At 59.8% G+C, this 20,863-nt stretch carries 19 protein-coding genes, 1 tRNA gene and 2 pseudogenes; 15 read left to right on the forward strand and 7 right to left on the reverse strand.

All coding sequences use genetic code 11. The annotated features are described in order from the left end of the window. Window positions 1–53: 53 nt before the first annotated feature. The 5 genes from HGP14_RS26580 to HGP14_RS26600 form a co-directional block, all read right to left on the reverse strand. Window positions 54–767 carry a cysteine hydrolase family protein gene (locus tag HGP14_RS26580; protein WP_168832872.1) on the reverse strand — a complete coding sequence of 238 codons (714 nt, stop codon included), beginning with the start codon at window positions 765–767 and terminating at the stop codon, window positions 54–56. Between the two features lie 293 nt (window positions 768–1,060). After that, complete coding sequence (locus HGP14_RS26585) at window positions 1,061–2,410, reverse strand: amidase (RefSeq protein ID WP_168832873.1); 1,350 nt, start codon at window positions 2,408–2,410, stop codon at window positions 1,061–1,063. Further along, a complete protein-coding gene (locus HGP14_RS26590; protein WP_168832874.1) occupies window positions 2,410–3,639 on the reverse strand; it encodes an NAD(P)/FAD-dependent oxidoreductase in 1,230 nt (409 codons plus the stop codon). The genes HGP14_RS26585 and HGP14_RS26590 overlap by 1 nt, the downstream gene beginning before the upstream one ends. After that, window positions 3,636–4,367, reverse strand: a complete 732-nt coding sequence (locus HGP14_RS26595; RefSeq protein WP_168832875.1) for a GntR family transcriptional regulator — start codon at window positions 4,365–4,367, stop codon at window positions 3,636–3,638. The genes HGP14_RS26590 and HGP14_RS26595 overlap by 4 nt, the downstream gene beginning before the upstream one ends. Then, window positions 4,367–5,062 carry a DUF2848 domain-containing protein gene (locus tag HGP14_RS26600; protein ID WP_409527106.1) on the reverse strand — a complete coding sequence of 232 codons (696 nt, stop codon included), beginning with the start codon at window positions 5,060–5,062 and terminating at the stop codon, window positions 4,367–4,369. The genes HGP14_RS26595 and HGP14_RS26600 overlap by 1 nt, the downstream gene beginning before the upstream one ends. 322 nt (window positions 5,063–5,384) lie before the next feature. On the opposite strand from HGP14_RS26600, the gene HGP14_RS26605 reads away from it, so the two are divergent. From HGP14_RS26605 to HGP14_RS26640, 8 genes are all read left to right on the forward strand, one after another. Further along, window positions 5,385–5,861, forward strand: a complete 477-nt coding sequence (locus HGP14_RS26605) for a MarR family winged helix-turn-helix transcriptional regulator (protein ID WP_168832876.1) — start codon at window positions 5,385–5,387, stop codon at window positions 5,859–5,861. Window positions 5,862–5,904: 43 nt separating this feature from the next. Continuing rightward, window positions 5,905–7,209, forward strand: coding sequence for a hypothetical protein (locus tag HGP14_RS26610; protein ID WP_168832877.1), 1,305 nt, complete (start codon window positions 5,905–5,907; stop codon window positions 7,207–7,209). Window positions 7,210–7,393: 184 nt separating this feature from the next. Further along, the gene (locus HGP14_RS26615; RefSeq protein WP_168832878.1) at window positions 7,394–8,383 is read left to right on the forward strand and encodes an ABC transporter substrate-binding protein; all 990 of its coding nucleotides are present in this window, start codon (window positions 7,394–7,396) and stop codon (window positions 8,381–8,383) included. 588 nt (window positions 8,384–8,971) lie between these two features. Further along, window positions 8,972–9,042: transfer RNA gene (locus HGP14_RS26620), tRNA-Gln, on the forward strand. Window positions 9,043–9,168: 126 nt separating this feature from the next. Further along, window positions 9,169–9,396, forward strand: a complete 228-nt coding sequence (locus HGP14_RS26625) for a hypothetical protein (protein WP_168832879.1) — start codon at window positions 9,169–9,171, stop codon at window positions 9,394–9,396. Window positions 9,397–9,478: 82 nt separating this feature from the next. Continuing rightward, window positions 9,479–9,697 (forward strand): hypothetical protein, encoded by a 219-nt coding sequence (locus HGP14_RS26630; protein ID WP_168832880.1) that lies wholly within the window; start codon window positions 9,479–9,481, stop codon window positions 9,695–9,697. A gap of 270 nt (window positions 9,698–9,967) precedes the next feature. Continuing rightward, window positions 9,968–10,462, forward strand: coding sequence for a hypothetical protein (locus tag HGP14_RS26635; protein WP_168832881.1), 495 nt, complete (start codon window positions 9,968–9,970; stop codon window positions 10,460–10,462). 182 nt (window positions 10,463–10,644) lie between these two features. After that, window positions 10,645–10,860 carry a hypothetical protein gene (locus HGP14_RS26640; protein ID WP_312862192.1) on the forward strand — a complete coding sequence of 72 codons (216 nt, stop codon included), beginning with the start codon at window positions 10,645–10,647 and terminating at the stop codon, window positions 10,858–10,860. A gap of 20 nt (window positions 10,861–10,880) precedes the next feature. On the opposite strand, the gene HGP14_RS26645 is transcribed toward HGP14_RS26640, so the two are convergent. Beyond that, window positions 10,881–11,156 (reverse strand): hypothetical protein, encoded by a 276-nt coding sequence (locus tag HGP14_RS26645; protein WP_168832882.1) that lies wholly within the window; start codon window positions 11,154–11,156, stop codon window positions 10,881–10,883. Between the two features lie 40 nt (window positions 11,157–11,196). Here HGP14_RS26645 and HGP14_RS26650 point away from each other — a divergent pair. Then, window positions 11,197–11,901, forward strand: a pseudogene (locus tag HGP14_RS26650) (IS6 family transposase). A 160-nt stretch (window positions 11,902–12,061) separates the two neighbouring features. Here HGP14_RS26650 and HGP14_RS26655 read toward each other — a convergent pair. Next, window positions 12,062–13,823 (reverse strand): annotated as a pseudogene (locus HGP14_RS26655) (MOSC domain-containing protein). A gap of 693 nt (window positions 13,824–14,516) precedes the next feature. On the opposite strand from HGP14_RS26655, the gene HGP14_RS26660 reads away from it, so the two are divergent. From HGP14_RS26660 to HGP14_RS26685, 6 genes are all read left to right on the forward strand, one after another. Continuing rightward, the gene (locus tag HGP14_RS26660; protein WP_246704591.1) at window positions 14,517–15,575 is read left to right on the forward strand and encodes an HlyD family secretion protein; all 1,059 of its coding nucleotides are present in this window, start codon (window positions 14,517–14,519) and stop codon (window positions 15,573–15,575) included. Between the two features lie 49 nt (window positions 15,576–15,624). After that, on the forward strand, window positions 15,625–17,121 hold the full coding sequence (locus HGP14_RS26665; RefSeq protein ID WP_281408124.1) for an MFS transporter: 1,497 nt from the start codon (window positions 15,625–15,627) through the stop codon (window positions 17,119–17,121). Between the two features lie 62 nt (window positions 17,122–17,183). Beyond that, window positions 17,184–18,467 (forward strand): adenylate/guanylate cyclase domain-containing protein, encoded by a 1,284-nt coding sequence (locus HGP14_RS26670; protein WP_168832885.1) that lies wholly within the window; start codon window positions 17,184–17,186, stop codon window positions 18,465–18,467. A 159-nt stretch (window positions 18,468–18,626) separates the two neighbouring features. After that, window positions 18,627–19,571, forward strand: a complete 945-nt coding sequence (locus HGP14_RS26675) for an aldo/keto reductase (protein ID WP_246704593.1) — start codon at window positions 18,627–18,629, stop codon at window positions 19,569–19,571. A gap of 130 nt (window positions 19,572–19,701) precedes the next feature. Beyond that, complete coding sequence (locus HGP14_RS26680; RefSeq protein ID WP_168832887.1) at window positions 19,702–20,076, forward strand: nuclear transport factor 2 family protein; 375 nt, start codon at window positions 19,702–19,704, stop codon at window positions 20,074–20,076. Window positions 20,077–20,126: 50 nt separating this feature from the next. Further along, window positions 20,127–20,741, forward strand: coding sequence for a TetR/AcrR family transcriptional regulator (locus HGP14_RS26685; RefSeq protein ID WP_168832888.1), 615 nt, complete (start codon window positions 20,127–20,129; stop codon window positions 20,739–20,741). Window positions 20,742–20,863 lie beyond the last annotated feature (122 nt).

A 20,863-nucleotide genomic window follows, 5' to 3' on the forward strand; every position in this document is an offset into this window, starting at 1 on the left:
TGGGCTCTATGGCCGGTTTTGCGTTTATCCGCTGGTGCTTGCGATAATGGGGATCAGGCGGTGTCCCCCAGGCTCTTCATGTCCGAAAGATGCGCGATGATCTCGTCGACATGCATGACGTCGGCATATTTGTGGTGCATATCGAAGAGGTTGACCTTGTGAGTGAGCGGTGCCCGGTCGAAGGTGCATTCTTCGGCGATCGTCACATGCAGTCCGGAGGAAAAGGCCTCGATCACGCTGGCGCGCACGCAACCCGACGTCGCTTCGCCGCAGACAATTACACTGCGGACCCCGAGCAGGTTCAGATGCGAGAGCAGCGGCGTGCTCTGGAACATGCTGGCACGCTGCTTGCGGATCACAACATCGGTCGGGAGCACCTCGAATTCGGGATAGATGTCATAGTCGCCGGGCATGACCGGATGCTGGGTCCGCTTGGTCGACACCGTATTCGGCGGTTTGCTATGCGCGGCAATGTCCTTGGTGCAGAAGAAGACCGGCAGTCCGGCCTGGCGCGCGGCGGCAAGCAGGTGTTTCGTCGGTTCGATCGCCTGATGGGCATAGATGCCGCAGCTGTTGGGATATTGCTTTTCCAGCTCGTAAGGGGAGCCCGGACCACCCTTGTAGACGATATTGTAGTGATCGATCATAAGGAGCGCCGGACGTGGGCCGACGAAGGTCTCTCGCCGATAGGTCGCGTAGAGCTGGATATCCTCCTGAGGAATGACGTCCTTCCAGCAGTGATCTTCGAATTTGTCGATTGACGCCATGCGATTTTTACTCCGCTATCGATCCCATCCGGCCTTCACCGCGCGTTGCGGCCGGTGAGGCATATTGTCCGTATCCCCGCCGTGGGCGCGGCAAAGGATGGTTCATGGCAACGTCGCTCGGCAAGGCGATGCAGCGACGATGCCGCATCGCGTCGCCAGACTTCCGCTTGCCGAACGCTGCCCTTAAGCTGAATGGCGATGACGGAATAACTGCGCTCCGGCCCGCCGGACGGTGCATATGTGTTCAGGGAGGCAGGAACGGACGACGGTTTTTCCGGCATGATGCGACGTCCCTAGTTGAGGTGATCCGAAAGCCAGGCGGCGAGGGAAAAGAGGTTCTCGTCGGCACCGGCAAATCCGATAATCTGCAGGCCGAGCGGCAGCTTTCCCATCCGCAGCAAAGGCAGTGACAGTGCCGGCACGCCGAGCAGCGAGGCCGGAACGGCGAAGGTGGCGTCGCCCGTCGAGGCGAGGCCGAGCGGCGCGACATCCGGCGCCGACAGCGTGATGGCGGCGTCGTAATGCCCGGCGACCAGAGCATGGACACGCCGCGCGGCATCGCGCTCGGCAAGCGCCCTGCCGTAATCCTCCTGGAACATGGCTTCCGCCTGCTCCAGTCTGGCCTCCATCACGGGGCTCAGCTTAGCGAAATCGCGATCCCGATATGTATTGAGCGGCCAGCGCGACTCCCAGGCGTTGATCCGCCGGCTGAGTTCCTGTGCGTGCTCGATGGCACTTTCCAGCTCAGCGAGCTGCGGATCGCTTTCGGCATCGGCGATATCCAGTCCGACGAGGGCCAGCCGATCACAGGCGCGAGAAAAGGCATCGATCGCCTCCTGCGGCGCGGATGGCCAGCCGGCCGTGCGCACCAGGGCAAGCCGGGCGGGACGCTGCATCTTCGGCAGGGCCATCGGGCCGGACAGGCCCTGGTATCCCGCATCTCCGCCGCAGCGTGCGGCAATTTCGCGGGCCACCTGCCAGGTATCGGCGAGATCCGCGCCCAATACGCCGATCGCGCTCTGGCTCATATAATCGTGGCTGCCGCCGCGATTGAGGGCGTGGACCGTCGGCTTGAAGCCGATACAGCCACAATAACCGGCCGGTCGGATAATGGATCCGATGACCTGGGTTCCAAGCGCCGCGCTGAGCATGCCGCAGCCCACCGCCGCAGCAGAACCGCTGCTCGATCCGCCGGGTGTCCGCTCACGGTCGTGAGGATTGCGCGTCTTGCCTGGCTGGGTTGCCGCAAATTCCGTGGTCACCGTCTTGCCGACGATGATTGCACCGGCTTCCCGCAGAGCTTTTACACTCGCCGCATCGCGGCCCGATCGCCAGCCTTCGAACAGAGGCGACCCCATGCCGGTCGGCATGTCGATCGTCTCGATGATATCCTTGATGCCGAGCGGCATCCCGTCGATCGGCGAGATCGCCCTTCCCGACCGCCAGCGATCCGCCGCTGCATCTGCCGTCTTGCGCGCGCCCGCCACATCCAGGTCGACGAAGGCGCCGATATCGGCCTCCCGCTCGTCGATGACGGCCAGACACCGTTCCAGAAACGCGCGCGGGGTATCATTCCCTGCGGCGAAAGCCGAAGCAGCCTTGAGATAGGGCCGTGTGCTGGAAGGGGCCGCGGCAGAGGACATTAGGCCGCCTCCAGGCTCAGGTTTGCGACCCGGCGCTGGGCCGACAGCATCGAGGCGCGCAGCAGGAACCCGCGTGCCTTGTCCGGATCGGCCGCGACCTGCGACAGCTGGTCGAAATTGCGCTGACGCGTTTCCTCGTCGCGCGCCTCGAGCTGACGCTTGTTGGCGATCGACTGCTCCTGGACGAAATCCACTGCGACGGTGCGACGCTGCAGACTATAGAGGTCGAGCAGCCGGTCATCGGCGCCGTTCAGCAGGATCTGGAGCAGCTTCTTGCAGAGGTTGCCGGCATCCTGAAGGCCGCCGTTCAGCCCCATGCCACCAATCGGATTGTTGACATGCGCCGCATCGCCGGCCAGCACCACACGGCCCGACCGGAAGGTCGTCGCGACGCGCTGATGCGTCGTGTAGAGATTGCGGTGGACGATGTCGTAGCGCTGGTCCGACGGGAAGAATTTCTGCAGCCGCGCCTGCACCGCCTCGTCGTTCATCAGTTCGGCTTCCGCAAGCGCCGGATCGGTCGGGAATACGGTGCGCCACAGGCCGGGCGGACCGTCGGCGGCAACCTTGAAGCAATTGCACCATTCGTCCGGATCGGCGAAATAGCTGCGATAGGAATAGCCGCGATGCTTGAGGAAATCGAATGGCGTCGTGAGGACGATGAAACGTTCGTTCCAGGTGAAGCCGTCGAAGGAGATATTGCACTGCTTGCGCACGACGCTGCGGCCGCCATCGGCGCCGATCAGATAGGACCCCTTGTGCGTGGTAATACCGTCCGGCCCTCTGACCGAAACCAGGACGCCGTCAGCCACCTGCTCGACCTGGAGCACGTCGTGCTCGAAGAAAACCTCGACATTGGCAAGCTGCTGCACCCGTTCGAGCAAAAGCTTCGACGTCTTGAACTGCTCGCACTGGATCACATAGGGAAAATCAGTCTCGCCGGCGAGCAACGCATGGTCGAATTCCGCCACAAGGCGGCCCGAAGGCCGGTCCCAGAACTGGAAGATGGGCGCGACGAGGCCGACTTCGGCCATGGCCTCGACAAGCCCGTCAACGTCGGAGAGCACCTCCAGGGTCGCCGGATGGGTCGTTGCCGCGCGGGGATCCCGCTGCAATGTCGCGTTGACGTCGAACAGGCGCACGCGGATGCCCTGGCGGCCCAGGAGGAGCGCCGAAAACAGGCCCACCGGGCCGCCGCCTGAAATCAAAACCTGCGGATCCGTCGTCATTTCGCGCTCCCTTCGTTCCACGTTGGCATCGGTTGTCCCGTCGCCGCACTTCCCATGATGTTCCGCTGGAATCCCTCGATATGCAGCCGCATCGCCTGTTCGGCGGCGTCGGCGTCGCGATCCAGGATCGCGGTCAGGATCGCCAGGTGCTCGTCGTAAACCTCTTGCAAGTGGCCAGGCGCATTCAGCGAAATGATCCAGAAGCGCAGTGAACGGTCGTGCAGCCGGCCAAGCTGTTCGCCGAGCACGTCGTTGCGTGAGGCCTGCGCCAAAATTCCGTGGAACTCGCGGTCCAGCGTCATCATCATTTCGTTGTCGCGGCTCGCCATGCCGTCCTTCGATCGCGCCAGGACGGAGGCGAGCTGATCGATCTCGCCCTGGCTGGCGCGGGTCGCCGCAAGGCGCACGCCGTAGCATTCGTTGAGCAGGCGCACCTCGATGATCTGCATGACCTCGTCGAGGCTGATTGGCTTGACGATGATGCCCTTGCGGGGCATGACCTCGACCAGCCCCTCCACCTTCAGCCGGTCGATGGCCTGATGGACCGGCGTGCGTCCAATCCCGAGCGATGCGGATACCAGCGCTTCGTTGAGATACTCGCCCGGCTTGTAGGCACAGGTCGTAATCCGCTGCTTGATCAGATCATAGGCAACGTCGCGAAGCGAGCGGCGCGTGCCCTCGTCCTCTTCAAGCACCGAATTCTGCAGGAGCGAGGGTTTCGTGGACATCAGCCGGCCACCGGAAGCGTGATGATGTCGTAGCTGTGGCTGATCTTGCGTTGGCGAACCGGATCTTCGATCTCGATCTCGAAACGGCTGGACGGGCGGATGCCACCGTGCACGGCGAGCGTACCACCGAACATCAGCGTCCCGTCTTCCAGATCCCCGCCGTTCCAGCGGCTCAGCAGACCATCCGGTGGAAGCATGCCGGCGACCGGCCCCTCCTGATAGACCGCCCGCTTGCCGCTCTCTACGATATACGAACGCAACACCAATGCGTCCCAATGCGGTGCGACATCCTCGTAGGCCCAGAATTCCGGCGAGATCGGCTTGTCGCACATCTGCTTCGAGACGGTCACGCTGTAGGTCTCGACCTTGCGGTCGGTATGGTCGGAGCCGACCCCGACCCAGATCCGCCCGCCGACTTTCATCAGCACGAATTCGACTTCGCCGCTGGAATCCTCCCCGCTCACTTCGACCGCTTCCTGGGTCGTCAGCCGGGTCGCCGCCACGCGGTAGAAGATCGGCGTCGAGGCGGGCCGCTTGACGCCGAGCTCTTCGAGTTCGGCAATGTGCTTTTCGACGGCGGCGACGTCACGGCCGGTCCAGCCGGCCACGACGGCATTCTGAATACCGACTTCGCTATGGGTGGCTTCGACGCCGCTGTGCAGAACTGCCGGGAAAGAGAAGATGGGTGGTTTCACTCCGAAGTTCCTCTAAAATTTTTCTTATATGACTGTGATATTTCACATCAGTATCTAAAGCTCAGCCGAAAAAATAGTCAAGGCACAAAAATAGGCAAAAGCGCGAAATTTCCTAGAGCCGATTTTCGAGGAGAATTTTACTGATCGTAAGCCATTGAAACAAATGAATACTTCATATGGGGCTCCGGCCCTCTCCAGCCTCTCCGTCGATATGATTTGACCCAAGATCCTCGTTTTCAGCGCTGGACATGCTCTTGACAACCATTTTCACAAGATATCATTTCATATGAAACTAATTGTCAGCCGACATTGGGGGGGCGGGATGAACGCCTTTGAAGAGAAGTTCAATAACGAGGAATTCCTGCTTTATCTGCTGCCGTCGGTGGCACGAAAAATGTCCCGTACCTGCGATGCGGTCTACACGGAATTCGGCCTGAAGATCACGGAATGGCGCCTTCTCGCGCAGATCAGCAGATTCGGCAGCATTTCCGCCAAAGAGATCAGCGAACGTATTTCGCTGGATCAGGTGAGCATCAGCCGCGCGGCGTACAGCTGCGTCAAGCGCGGTTTGATAAAAGAGATTCCCGATGCTGATGATCGTCGAAGCAAGAAACTTGCTCTGAGCAAAGACGGCGGATCCTTCATCGACCGGTTTCTCCCACGCGCCTGTTTGCTCGCCGAAGCGATGGAAAGCGGACTGTCCGCCGAAGAGGTCGCGACGCTGAAAACCCTTCTGAAGAAACTCGACGGGCACCTCAAGACGATGTCGCAGGTCGCGGAGGCGGATGCCGCTGCCTGACGTCCCGGGTCGACCTGTTTTCGAGATTGGGAGTTATACGGATATGATCAACTGGCGGGCGCCACATACCATCAGCCGCGAAGAGCTGGTTTTGACCTCCGAGAAGCTGCTGGCCCGGCCAAGCATGCCGATCGTGGAAACCGAACATATCTTCCGCATCGAGGCGCTTGAGCTCGAATGGGACATCGGCGTCATGTCCTATGCCCCGCTCGACAAAAGCAGAATACCGACCGGCATCGACGGCCGAAAGATCGGTTTTTTTCTGCTTCACGGCGGCGCCGCCGACTTTCGCTTCATGGCACCCCTGGCACGCCTTCTTGCCGGCAAATACGGATATCATGTCGAAAGCATGACCTATCCCGGCCGGCTGAACCTCAACGACCCTTCCCGCGACTGGCCAGGAGATACGATTGCCCCTGACGGATCGGTGCGCCTGCCGATCTGGCTGGCCGGCGAGAATATCTCGCAGGATCAGGTGGAGATCGTCGAGGACCAGACTTTGCGTGCGCGTTACGGCACGCGCACCAATGCCCGGGCCAGACCGGGAACGCGGTTCTACGATCGGATGGCCGCCTGGCCCGTTGCCTTCGAGCTCGCGATGAAGACGGCCTGCGCCCGCCAGTTTCCGGAGGATCAATATTCGATCTACGTGCACGGCCATTCGACCGGCGGCCCCTTCGCGCACATGTTGACCCAGCGCGTCGGAAACATCGTGGGCGTGGTCGGCATGGAGAACTCGCCCTTTGGTTACATCTACCAGCGGATGCTGGACATCGAATGGCCGGTTCCGTTCAACGACCTCTATATCAGGACCTGGCGCGACATCGCCCGCTATTCCGGTGCGGAGATCTATCATCAGGAGGGCGCGCAGGCGCTGATGCGGCTGCCCTGGGTGATCGAGGACGTCTTCGCAAAATGGGAGAGAGGGAAGACCCAGCCGAATTTCAAGGCGGAATATCCGATCCACTATGCATCCGTTCCGGCACTGACGGCCGCTGCCCGCACCGCAGCGACCCGCCTGAAGCTCGGTAAGGCCGCGACCGACGAGCTTGTCGCACGCTATATCGGCTACACTCGGGAGCGCCCGGGGCCGAAGCCGGTTCCGCCGATCCTTCTCAGCATCGCGAAGTTCAGCCGGGACCATCGTCCCGAGATCTACGAGTCGGTGGTTCTGCCGAGCTTTGCGGACATCAGGCCCGCGCCGCGCGTCGAGCTTAGCCGTTTCGATGCCGGCACGCATGCCTATGAACGTGCGGAAGACGGCCTGCCCTTCGGGCTTGTTCCCGCCATGGTCGAGCTGTGGAAAGAGGCGATCGACGCCGGCTATTTCACGCCGCGACCGCTGTGACATTTGGCGACCCATTCCTGTCTGAAGGAGGTCAGGAAAAGAACGGACCGCGCTGAGAACGAGACGACGCACCGGCGCGGACATCCAGCCCGACGTCCTCGGGGATATGAAAGGCAATCGTCAATCGGCCCGACCGTCGCCGCAAAAGGGGCGCGGCCTAACCATAAAAAGGGAACGTACAATCATGAATATCAGGCGCAGAATCATCGGAGCTTGCCTCCTCCTCACACCCATCCTGCTTTCCAGCGCAACTGCGATGGCACAGCAACTGCCGCAGTGGAAGCACGGCATCACCGCCTCCGATCTCGACTCGGCCTTCACCACGCTGGCATCGACCCGCGACTTCGCGAAGAAGCAGGGTGTCGATATCACATTCGTCAAATTCAACAGCGACGCGATCGCGCTCAAGGCGCTCATCGCCGGCGAGATCGACAGTTACGAAGGCAGCCCGGGGAGCCCGCTGATCGGCATGTCGAAGGGCGTGGACCTGCGGATGGTTGGTTGTTACTGGCCGGGCCTGACCTATGGTATCTACAGCAAGGACAGCATCAAGACGCCTGCCGAACTCAGCGGCAAGACGATCGGCATTTCAGCTCCCAGTTCCTTGCCCGACATACTGACGCGTGCCATCCTTACCAACAACAAGATTGATCCGAAGAGCGTCAATTTTGCCGCGCTCGGCACCGATGCGGCCCGCTTCAATGCGCTTTATGCTGGTTCGGCCGACGCGGTCGCCGCCTCCACATCCTATGTGCCGGTCGTCCAGAAGGGTTACCATCTTCTTGCCTCTGCACTCGAGGACGCACCCGAATTCTTGCGCCTCTGCACCTATATGACACCGGCGGCTATTCATGACCGCCATGATGCCGCCACCCGCTTCATGGCAGCCGAAATGAACGCAATAAAGTACGCCCTGCAGCATCGCGACGAATTCCTGGATTACGCCCGTAGCGCCGCGAAGCTGCCGGCCGACGATCCGCGGCCGGCCTACATTTTCGATGAAGCGGTGAAATACAAGGCGATCGATCCTGCGATGACGATCCCCGTGGTCCGCGTGACATGGCTGAAGGAGCTGCTCGTAAAGACAGGAAGTATCACGGCCGATTTCGACGCCGCAAAGATCGTCGACGACACGGTCCGCCAGGATGCGCTGACACGAGCCGACAGCCATTAGGACGGCAAGCCTCACGCACAAAATTCGAGCATCAATCCGAACACGAATGTGCGTTTTCCATGGAGACGCCCAACCCCGAAAAACCGCCTACGGGTTTCCGTTACGCTTTACGGCATGCTGGGCGTATCGCAAGCCTGGCATGAATTGCAGCAAGGGTTGGGCGTCAATGTCAATCTCTTCTTGTGACATGGATCCTTCAAACCGGGCGTGCCGAGAACTTGCTCATCAGGCGGACCTGGACCGAACCTACATCAGCTCTTTGGGCGCAGCGAACGGCCCGACCATTGAAGACGTGGACCGTTTGGCAACCGTTTTGGGAGTTGATGCGGCCGAGTTGGTCAAAAATCGTGGGTACCAAGCCCCTGTGTGCGCGTTGCGAACGCGCGCTGATCTCTATCTCGGGCTATCGAGCGGGCTCCGACTAAGAGAGGGCGCTCTTGAACCAATTCGGACCGCCGATCCGCGTCTCTTTTTGCTAAGCCAAGGAATTTATTCGCGATTTGCGGCATAAGCTTCTATTATGGAACTCTGGTTTGATGTAGTCCGCCCAGCCAACGTTAGCGGCAGTGACAAGGCGATCTCACATCGGTAGCTCAGCAAGTTGGAGTGTTGGATTCTGATTCCAAAGGTCACAGGTTCGAATCCTGTCGGGTGCGCCAATCTTCTCAATCACTTACGATTGATTTGGCAAGCCGCTCAAATACTGCAGGACGCACATAGGAAGCAGATCCACATCGGTGGACAAAGAGAGCAATCCGGACGCCGGTTGATGACCGGGAGGATCGATGACAGACGAAGCGACAGAGGCTCTTCTAAACTTCGTCCGCGCGCTGGCTCGACAGCAGGCACGGATAGACCATGCTGCCGGTGTGAGGTGGGAAGCGCTGGATGCCTATTCCCGGAAGACCTCCCCTGAAAATAGAGCCGAGGTGGAGAAGCACATTGAAATCGCCTTGGAGCTCTTGATAAAGCCTCCGAACATCCGCCGCCGGAAACATGACGGTGGCGGCTAGTGCGGATCCAACTGTGCAAAATCGAACCGTGCGTTAGGATCTGCCCTTGGCATGGTCGCGGCACCGTGGCTAAGTTTTGCGCATGACCGACACACCCCAAAAGAATCGCCGCGACGAGCCGCTACCGTCCGAAGACCTCGCCGTCTGCAATGATGTGCTGAAGGCGATCTCGCGCAAGTGTGGCATCGAGAAGGACCGGGAAGCCGTGATGCGGCTGGCGAGGATCATCATGGGGCTTCAGGCGCAGGGCGTGCGAGAGCCTGAGCAGCTGGCGATGCTGGCGGGAGCCACGCGCGAGTAATCGCAGCACCGCCTACTTCTCTCGCTAGTGAAGGAATATGCGAAGGCGAAATTGCCTACGATGAATAACGCTGACGCGACGATCCAAAGGCGAAAAACTCCGCGTTTAATGTCCATTGAAAGGTCGCCAACCTGGCCGAGCATTTATGCATAGGCCGAGTGAACGCATTTATCGCGAAGTATCGATTAGGCATGTATCAGCAGCTTGAATATATCGGAATCATGTCTACGTTATCCAATGGTTTAATTTGAGCCTGTTTTAGGGAAACGCATGGTAGACAACAACGATCGCCTTAAGCAGGCTATCTTCACAGCGAAGCAAAACGCTGCGCAAGAGGACGAGGCAAAATTGGCGCGGGATGCGTCCATGAATGAGGAGCGCCAACGTCAGCGAGACCTCGCTGGCAAATTCCAGTCTCTAGTCGCCAAGCTGGCCACGGACATAACCGTGACCAACTCTCAACTTGAGAGTAGCGATATTCCGGGAATCCAGTTGACGCGCAGCCAGGAACCAGGTGCGTCGTATGTATCGCTAATAATGCGCAACGTGATAGGGCAAAGAGCAATCATCGGCCAGCTGACGCTCGCAGGAGATTCGCTGCGGTTGACCTTCCAATGGGATGACAGGAATAGCCCAACAATTGGTGTTCCCCCCCGCCTATACGCCATTGACAATTTTGAGTCCGCCGCGGCAATCGCGGACATGATAGAGGCCTACAATCACCTTCGATCGAAAGCGATGAACGGGCTTCCCTTCCGCGAGTAGGACCCCATGCCGGAGTAAGGCAATTGGCCGGAATCAATAGCTTGCCGATTTGTGAGACAAAAAGACCGTTTCCGAAATCATCATGCCTTTCGCCGGGAATGTCTCACTCGATCTCATAACCGCCGCCTCATCCTGCTCCTCTCGCAGCCCCTTATATGACGCGTGGCGGAGTTTCCCGTCATGTGTCCAAGCGCGATATTCGCCAAAGGATGAAAGAGCTTTTGGATGAAAAAGGCTTGCGGGTCGAATGGAGTGGGGCGGTGGACGCAACACCTTCTCACCGGCCGCTGGTGAATATCTACCGGGCGAATGGTGAAGAAATCGGCAAGAAGATGCTCAAGGTTGGCATCGCTCGAGAGTGGCGGCCGGGACACAAGAACGACTGGTGCGGGGAATAGGCGGGCCGAAGCCCGCCACCTTACGAAAGCCGCAGCGGCTCTAAAATTTCAAGCGCCAATTCTGCAAACGAAGGAGGGAGATCTCCCTTTTTCACCTTGCCTTGCAGATAATTCCGGAACTTCCCGCCCTCAAGATATTCGTCTTGAAGCCACGTCCGGAAATCACCCAAAGCGGCGATCGGATAGCACCAGGACTCGTGTGGATTAGCCTTCGATTGCGGGTGGCTCTCTGGATACCAGTGAGGATACTTGCGCCGGACGTCGTACTCTTCTGCAAGTCCGCTCGGTACTGTCACATTGATTTTTCATCAACGTGAGTGGTGTTATGAAGCTGGCATGAGTATCTCGGCGCCGACCTACAAGAATCATCGCTTCCCTATCGAAATCATCGCCCGTTCGATCTGGCTGTATTTCCGGTTCAATGTCAGCCTGCGGGAAGTCGAAGAAATGATGCTCGAGCGCGGTGTGGCAGTCTCCTACGAAACGGTCCGCCGATGGTGTCGCTTGCACGGATCAAAGATTGCCGGACAATTGCGAGCAAAGCCTCCTTCGCCCAGCGATGTATGGCACCTCGATTAGGTTGCCGTTCGCATCGGAGAGAAAAAATGCTGGCTGTGGCGCGCCGTCGATCAGGACGGATATGTGCTGGATGAAATCGTTCAAACCCGCCGCAACACCAAGGCTGCCAGGCGTCTATTGATCCGGTTGCTGAGGAAACAGGGATTGGCGCCAAAGCGCATCATCACCGACAAGCTGCGATCCTATGGTGCCGCCCGGCGTCAGGTCATGCCGCATCTCGAACATCGCTCTCATAAAGGCCTGAATAACAGGGCCGAGAATTCTCATCTGCCATTTCGAAAGCGAGGACGAACGCGGCAAGGATTTCGGTCAATCGGGTCGTTACAACATTTTGTCTCGATCTTCTCAGCCGTCCGAAATCATTTCGTTCCCCTCAAACCAAATCGCCCCGCTGCCCAGATCCGATCCTGCCGCCAAACCGCCACTACCGAATGGAGAATGGCCGCGCTGCAGGTCGCCTAAAATCCAGCTTGCTGCTTCCGTGTGCCCGAACGCAAACAATGTGACAGCACCTTCCGACGCTTTCCCGTGTGATCGCTCAATTCGTAGTCAGGAAAGAGGGCTCCCGGTACGATGTCGGATCTCATGTTGGTTCCTCCCTTACGCGACGTGTGTAGGGCCGCTACAGGTCAATGACGATGTCGCTTGCAGGCCGCGAGCAGCATAGCAGTACGTTGCCATCCGCCGCTTCATCGATCGGGCTTGGCTGGTACGTGACCGAACCCGAGATCATTCCGGTCTCGCAGGTGTGGCAGACGCCGGTCCGACAGGACCATCGCGCCGGGATGTCGCAGGCCTCCGCCAGCTCCAGCAAGCTATGAAACCTCGGATTCCATCGCACGTTAAGACCGCTACGAGCGAACGTCACCGACGCGCCAGTGCCCTGGGGGCCTTCGGGCAGGTGCGGTGGGCGCCCAGACGAAACCGCGATGCCGGGGGTGATGGACGGACCCGAGCCGAACGTTTCGGTGTGGATCCGGCGGCGTGAGACACCACGGCCTGCCAGTCCTGCGGTCAGATTGCTCATGAATTTCGAAGGCCCGCAGAGGTAGAAGTCGCCTTCGACAGGCAAGCCTACCGTCTGAAGAACAGCCGGATCCAAGTGGCCCTGCGCGTCATAATCGACGCCTTGCCGGTCGGTTGGTCCGGGCGCGCTGTAGCGGATGTGGCTATGGGCATGCGGGAGCAATCCGAGAAGCTCCCGCACCTCTTTTGCGAACGGATGTTCATGGCTGTTGCGAGCTCCATAAAGCCACCAGACTTCCCTCGGCGACTTGTCGGCTGCGAGGGCATGAAGCATGCCGAGTATCGGGGTCACTCCTATTCCGGCGCTCAGCAGAACGACTGGCGTGTCGCCAGGCGCCAGCGTGAAGCTGCCGCGCGGGGCGCTCGCTTGCACTAGGTCACCTTCGCTCAGTTCTTCGTTCACGTATCTGCCGGCGGCGCCCTGAAGCTCCCGCTTAATGCTTACCCTGAACCGCTTGTCGTTTGGCCTCCCTGACAGCGAGTAGCTGCGCAGCAGGAGTGGAGCCGAGCGTGGCTGCATCCGGAGCACGATGAATTGCCCTGGCAGGTAACCGGCCAGCGGATTCCCATCCGCCGGCTCGAGTGTGAGCGAAGTGACGCGATCAGCCTCAAATGTCTTGCGAAGCAGGCGGAACTGGCGGAAGCCTCGCCACGCTGGAGCTGGATATACCATGCCCGTGAGGCCGGCGTTCCCCGTCGTCTTCCCGCCTTCAACTGATTGAGTCAGCAAAGCCTCGAAAGAACGGTGCCAGCCGGCACTTAGCGCCGTGATACGCAATGCGTGCTCCAGTCGATCACGAGGATGCCCCGGCTTGTAGAGCAGCCCATTGACTTCCGAGATGGTCATTCCGCCCTCGCCGGAAGCTGTCTTTACGACCTCGTCACCCGCCTGGATCTCCCCTTCCTCAAGGACACGGAAATAGAAACCCGGCCTGTCAATGCGACACCAGCAGCGCCGCCATCTCGGGCACTTCCATTCGAATTCCCAGCCGATAGCAAGTGACACGCGGCTGCGTCACCTCGAACAGGGCGCCGCCGATCCGGAAGCGGTCGCCGATGCAGACCTCCGCGTCCGGCAGGCCGTCGACGGTGAAGTTTTCACCAAACTGGCCATAGACAAAGTCGCTTCGGCACAGATGCCGTTCCCAGTACCGATAGGATTCCATCTGGTACACGAACACCGTGCGCTGCTCGCCACCATGTCCGGCGCGGTCCGCCTGCCCGTCGCCCTCAATGTTTAATCGCCGGGCCATGCGTGTACCGTCGACTGGAAGCTTCCAGATAGCGGTGTTCACGATCCCGCCCTGCCATTCGACATCGCGGGGCAAGCCGACGTTGACCGAAAGAAGGCGAACCATGACACGTGCTCCAAGGTTCCGACGAGGTCTTCGGGCATGCAGAGACGCCGCCCCTGCACAACGCCGCCGTGAGACGCCGCTTTACGGGAGTGAACAACCGAAGCCTCGCTCAATCCATTATACGAAGGTGTCGTCGATACTTTCGTTGGATAGCGGCTGAGCAACCATGCTGCTTTGATCTCCCTTCGCCGATCTCGAGTCCGGCCAAAGACGAATAGCTGGGCAAGCTTCTTTTCATGGCACGGATCTTGTCCAAACGATACGTATCGTTTATATGAGTCGCACAAACGGCCAATGGTTCTAGTTTGGAGCCGCCTCGGGATTTCGTTCCTCCACGGCGCTCCAGGACAAAGCTCTCGACGGTCGGTTGCCGGCCCTCTTGGTGGAAGATGCGGAGGCGGGTCGAGAAGCTTCGTCATGTTCAAATTACAAACCAACGACTTGGCGAGCCGCATCTTCTGCGTGAACCTGAAAGCCTACGCAGTACGCCATCGCCAGCATTCTTGAACGCTCAAGCGCGAACAAGGGTTCGTCGAAAAGCGGACATCGGATCCCACCAAACGGATGAAGACAATGGCCTGGTTGCGAAACAAGAACCAAGTAAACCAACGATCTGCGACCAACGTTACGGCATTGATGCCGGGAGGCCAGGAGAGCGTGACCGCTCCTGCTCCTTCCCCTGCGACCCTACCAATGAAGACGTCGCCGTCTTCGTTCGTCGTGCCCGTCACTGCAATAGCGGTCGCGCTTTCGGCCGTCGTCGGCGCCGGAGCCAACTGGGATTGGTGGGTGGCCAGCCGCCCGATCCAAACAACCGACGACGCGGCGGTGTATGCGGACGTCTCCTCCATCAGCGCCCGGATCGGCGGCACCGTCGACGGGATCTCGGTTCACGACTATGCCAGCGTCAAGGCCGGCGACCTGCTGTTCTCGATCGACCGCAAACCCTTTCAGGTTGCGCTCCGCGCCGCGAAGGCCAGGCTCGAGGCCGCGCGTGTCCAACTAGAGGACAACGACACCCAGCGCACCTACCAGCTCACCCAGGTCGACGTCGCAGTTGCCCAGCAACAGGCATCCACCGCAGACGAAATTCAGGCCAGCAAGGAGCTGGATCGTCAGACAAGACTTGGCCTCGACGGCAGGGCGAGCTCGATCCAGACGCTCGAGAGGGCCACTGCGGCCCACGAGCGGGCTCTCGCGAATTCGAAGATGACCCAGGCGACTGTCGTCGCCCAGCGCGTCAAGCTCGACGTGATTGCGAAGCAGCGTGACGTACTGAAGGCGAACATCGACACCGCCGCTGCGGATGTCGCCGCGCGGGAACTTGATCTCGGCTACGCAGATGTGCGCGCGCCGGTCGATGGCGTCGTCGCCAAAAGGAACGTTCAGCTCGGGAACTACGTCGCCACCGGCACCGGCCTGATCTCTATCGTTCCGCTCCCCAAGGTCTACATCCTAGCGAACTACAAGGAGAATCAGTTGGCGCTCGTTCGCGAGGGACAACCAGTTGACATATCGGTTGACCTGCTGCCGGGCGAACACCTGCACGGTACCGTCTCGAGTATCTCGCCGGCGAGCGGATCGACGTTCGCACTGCTGCCTCCTGACAATGCGACCGGCAACTTCACCAAGGTTGCCCAGCGTCTGACCGTCCGGATCGAACTCGATCCGAACCAGCCGAACTTCGACCGCCTTCGTCCTGGCATGTCGGCTATAACCCGAATAAACACAAAGGCAGAGCATCATGTCTAGGAATGCTCCTCCGAGCGATCTTCCCCGTCAGGGATATGTCGCCGTCGCCATGGTCATGGCGTCGATCTTGACCGCCTTCGACGTCCGTACCGCAAGCATCGGCCTGGCCGATCTGCGCGGAGCCTTCGGTCTAAGCTTCGACGAAGGTGCGTGGCTCAGCACCTTCGCCACGGCGCCGCAAGTCCTTGTCGCGCCGAGTATCGGTTGGTTGATCGCAGTATTTGGCGTGAAGAGAGTGATGATCGGGCCGTCTATCCTCTATGCGGCCATATCCATCGGCATCCCATTCGTTCATGGGTTCGAGCCCCTCATCGCGTTGCACGCGGTCAGAGCGATGGTGCTCGGAATTTTTGTCGGGGCGACGCTCCTGGTCGCCTTTCGCAACCTCGATCGAAAATACTGGATCTTCGCTCTCTCCTTCTATGTCCTGAGAATTCCGTTCGCGCAGAATCTCGGCCTGTATACCGCCGGAAGCTACACCCAGACCATCGGGTGGCAATGGCTTTACTGGCAAGGCGCGATCATCGCCCCCGTAATCGGGATACTGTTCTGGTATGGTGGCAAGCCGACGCAGGTCGACCGCGAGCTCCTGAATCGCGCCGACTGGGGCGGCATGGCGCTCTTTGGGGTGGCATTGACAACGCTGTACTTCGCATTGGACCAGGGCAATCGCCTGGACTGGTTTCGTTCCGGCTACGTCGTCTCGCTCCTTGCCGCGACGGGATTTCTCGCCTCCGTCTTCCTGTGGCACGAGACGCGCGTCAGAGAGCCGTGGGCGCACGTTTCAATCCTGTACCACAAGAACATCGCTCTGGGTTTCGCCGCCATTGCCTGCTTCATGATCGCAAGTCTTGGAAGTTCGCTGCTGGAGCCGAATTTTCTGATTAGCGTGGCGCGCCTGCGTCCGGAGCAGATCGGGGACTTCACCGCGCCATACGCTATCCTGCTTCTCCTGGGAGCGACGGCCACTGCGGTCACCCTTGTCAGGACGGTCAAGCAACGGGCCACGTTGACGATTGGTTTCACCTGTTTCGCGCTATCGGCATGGCTTGGCACTCAGTTGACCAGCCTGTGGTCGCTGCCTGAGTTCAGGTTAATCGTGATCCTGCAGACATTCGGCGAGGAAATCGTGTTTCTCGCCGCCGTCGCGACGCTGTTTAGCAATGTGAATCCGGCGCGCGCGATATCCTTGGTCGCATATGTCCAGGTCATGCGCCTGATATGCTCGGAAACCGTTGCTACAACGATGACGACATGGATTCGTCAGCGCGAGCAACTGCACTCCTATCTGATCGGCCTTCATGTCACCGGCGCGACGCCGGGATGGAACTCGACGCTGGCTCAACTGGGGTCGGGGTCGACACCAGGCGCGTCACAGGCTGAAGCCGCAAAGCGTGGCGTAGGCATTCTTGCAACCATCGTCCAAAGGGAAGCCAATGTGCAAGCCTACATCGATGGATTCTGGATCACCTTCATCGCGGCGATCGTCGGGCTGATCGTCGTGTCCCTGATGAAACCCTCCCCGGTGCACCCGCTGACCACGTGATGAACCGCCCTATCCGACCAGTGGGCCGTGGATGACATGGCCTACGAACCAGGAGAACTGCCGTGGACGATAGCCACGTAAAGGAAATCACAACCTGGCTGATGCAGGCTGGGCTGATGGGACTGCCTGAGGCGGACCTGCTCGCCGGCTTCTGCGAGCGTTGCAACGCTGGCGGACTGCAAGTCGAGCGCGCAAGCGCCGTAATGGATACCCTGCACCCGGTGTACGAGCGCCGTGCCTTCCGCTGGGATCGGAGCCGTTGGGTGCAGCCTGTCTTCGAGTTCGGCTTCGCCACCCCCGGCGGTGTTCCAAGCGACTGGCATCGCTCCGCCTTCCATTACCTGAAGACGACCGGTGGCAATGAGGTACGGCGGCGTCTTCTCAACGGCGACCCTGCTGACTTCTATCTGCTCGATGCGATGAAGGCAGACGGCTTTACGGATTTTATTGCGATGGCGCACCGGTTTGGCGCGCAGGGCGCGATCGGCGAAATCGACTGCTTCTTTTCGCACTTCGGGACCCGCGCAACCGGTGGCTTCTCACAAACGGACGAAGAGGCACTGCGGAATTTCCTGCCCTACCTCGCGCTTGCAGTCAAATGCGTGGTCGTCAGCGGCGTCGCCAGCACCATCGCCAAAGTCTACCTCGGCGAGGACGCCGCAAGCCAAGTGCTGCACGGCAGGATCACCCGTGGCCGCAGCGAGCGTATCTCCGCAGCACTCTGGTTTTCCGATCTCGCCAATTTCACGCGGATCTCAGACACGGTGGATCCGGACGAAATCATACCGATGCTGAACGACTACGCCGACGCGGTGATATCGTCGATCAAGGAGGCCGGCGGCGAAGTGCTGAAGCTGATGGGTGACGGTACGCTCGCGATCTTCAGAGGCGAGGTCTCCAGCGAGTCCTGCGCGGCCGCGCTGAAGGCCCGCACGCTCCTCGACAAACGGCTTGTTGATCTCAACGCGCAACGCCGTATCGAAGGTCGCCCTGTGACCGATATCTATCTCGGTCTGCATTTTGGGGATGTCTTCTATGGAAACATCGGCAGTCAGGATCGCCTCGACTTTACGGTAATTGGCCCGGCTGTAAACGAGGTCAGCCGCATCGTATCGCTATGTCGATCGCTTCAGCGAAAGCTCCTGATGTCGGCGCCCTTCGCAGCGATCGTGCCGCCCTCGCAAACCGAGAGCCTGCTCCCGATCGGCTCCCACGTTTTGAGGGGCGTCAGCCGAGCCCAGGAACTCTTCACGATGACTTCGGAAAGCGCGACGCCCGCAACGCGGACGACGGCGCTTGAAACCGGCGTCATTCGTGGTTCTGGCGTCCGCGCGGAAGCCTGCTGACACTAAGGTACAATAGGCTGAAATACCGCACCGTCTTAAAAAAGAGACGATACGAAAAATGTCACCGCAGTTGGTCTGGCTGGTGTGCGCCGAAGAACGGTCGCACTCGGGCAAGTCTTTGCTCTAAATCGAGGGAATTGCCACATGGAAGCCCCCGACATGCTTCGCTACAAAAGGATTCCGCTCAACGATGGCACCGGCACAATGCCGGCCGTCGGTTTCGGTACCCTCATCCCCGATCATAATGCGACGAAACAGGCAGTGAAGACGGCTCTCACCGCGGGCTTCCGTCATTTCGATTGCGCCGAACGATACCGCAACGAGGAAGCGGTGGGCGGCGCGATACGGGAATCGATCGCTGCGGGAACGCTCAGCCGCGATCACCTTTTCGTCACAACGAAGCTCTGGAACACCAATCATCGTCCGGAACGGGTGAGGCCTGCCTTCGAGGAAAGCTGCCGCCGTCTGCAGGTCGACTACATCGACGCCTATCTCATCCATACGCCCTTCGCCTTTCTTCCTGGCGACGAACAGGATCCGAGAGACGAACACGGCCACGTGATATACGACCGGGGGGTCAAGTTAATTGACACGTGGCGCGCCCTTGAGGAACTCGCGAATAGCGGGCAGTGCAGGTCGATAGGCCTCTCGGATGTCACGCTCGACAAGCTGAAGGAGATCGTCGAGGCCGCACGGATCAAGCCGGCCATCGTGCAGGTGGAGTCGCATCCTTACCTTCCCGAATGGGAGATGCTGGACTATTGCCGGCAACACGGGATAGTCCTTTTGGCATTCGCGGCTCTCGGCCATGGGATGACGCCAAACCTTCTGGAGGATCCTGTCATCACCGCAATAGCGGCTCGCCTCGGCAGGACACCGGCACAAATCGCTCTGGCGTGGGCCGCACAGCGCGGAACAGCGTTCCTGACCACTTCAGTGACCCCGCGACGGATCGAGCAGAACTTCGATATCTCCAGCCTCCCCGAAGACGCGATGCGGCAGATCCGCGAGCACATAACTACGAACTTCCGCTTCAACCGCGTCGTCGAGACCGGGGTTCCGGGCTTCATTCCTCGGGTTAATGCGGAACAGGCAGCCAAGTGAGAGTCGAACGTTCCGGTTGCGTCGCGGAGCTATCGATCCTGCCTTGTCAACGCGGCGTCGCGATGAGTGAAAAAGACACTGCGGCTTGACAAAGCCGGGTGTCGTCAAACGGAAATGCCGGAGGCCTTAGATGAAAGACCAGAAATTGAGGACGGCACTCGAACTACACTGGGCCGCTTCTGATGCAGGAGATTTCGACCGCGAACACGAAATCTATCAGGAGGATGCTCTGCTCGAATATCCGCAGTCTGGTGAGAGGATCCACGGGCGTCGGAAGATTCAAGAAAGTCGGCTTGTCCAACCAAACAAAAAGCGCTTTAGCGTGCGTCGAATTGTCGGCGCCGGCGATCTTTGGGTCACCGAATTCGTCCTGAGCTATGACGGCATACCCTCTTACAGTGTGAGTATCATGGAGTTCCAGAACGGACTTGTAGCGAAGGAAACCCAATACTTCGCAGATCGGTTTGACCCCGCGCCATCGCGCGCTCACCTGGTCGACCGATAGTGGGGCAATCGTGGTTGATTGGTGACATGGACTTGAGATACGCCTTATCCATGACGACGAAGACAAAGCCCGCCCCAGCCAGGAAGCGAACGTCCATCGGATCGCGCCGTAGTCCGGAAGCCGAGGCAGCAGTACTTTCCGCCGCACGGGAGTTGATTTCGGAAAAGGGCTATGCCGGATTTTCGGTCGACGAAGTCGCCCGCCGGGCTGGAGCGGGAAAGACGACCATCTATCGCTGGTATCCAACAAAGGCCGACCTGTTCATCGCGATCTATACGACCGAGCGTTCGACCTTCGTGCCGGTTCCCGACATGGGGAACTTGGTCGAGGAACTGGTGCAGTACACGACGAGCCTGTGGCGGTTTTGGGCGTCCTATCCGGCCGGGGCGGCGCTTCGCGGATTGATCGCCGAGGCGCAGGGTGCGCCGGAGGCGCTGAGCGCCCTTCGTGAGAGGTTTCTTCCGGACCGCACCGCCGATGTAAGGCGGATGTTGACGGACGCGGCCGCTCGCGGGGAATTGCGCTCCGACGAGGTGGGCGACAAGGTCTCGCTCTGGGTTGGATTTAGCTGGTTCAAGCTGCTGGTCGGCGAACTGCACGAGGAAGACGCCATACGGTCAGTGATGATGCAAATTGCAGACGTCCCGCGCGGCAATGGGCCCTGAAGAACAATAGCCAGCGGCGCCTCCGCTGCGGGAGCTTCGTCGCTGGGCAACGCTGGCAGTAAACGACGTCGAATTGTCCGTTATTGCCAATACTTCACGATTCCGGACAAACGACACCCGCC

Source organism: Rhizobium sp. P32RR-XVIII (genome assembly GCF_012641395.1).
Taxonomy (GTDB): domain Bacteria; phylum Pseudomonadota; class Alphaproteobacteria; order Rhizobiales; family Rhizobiaceae; genus Rhizobium.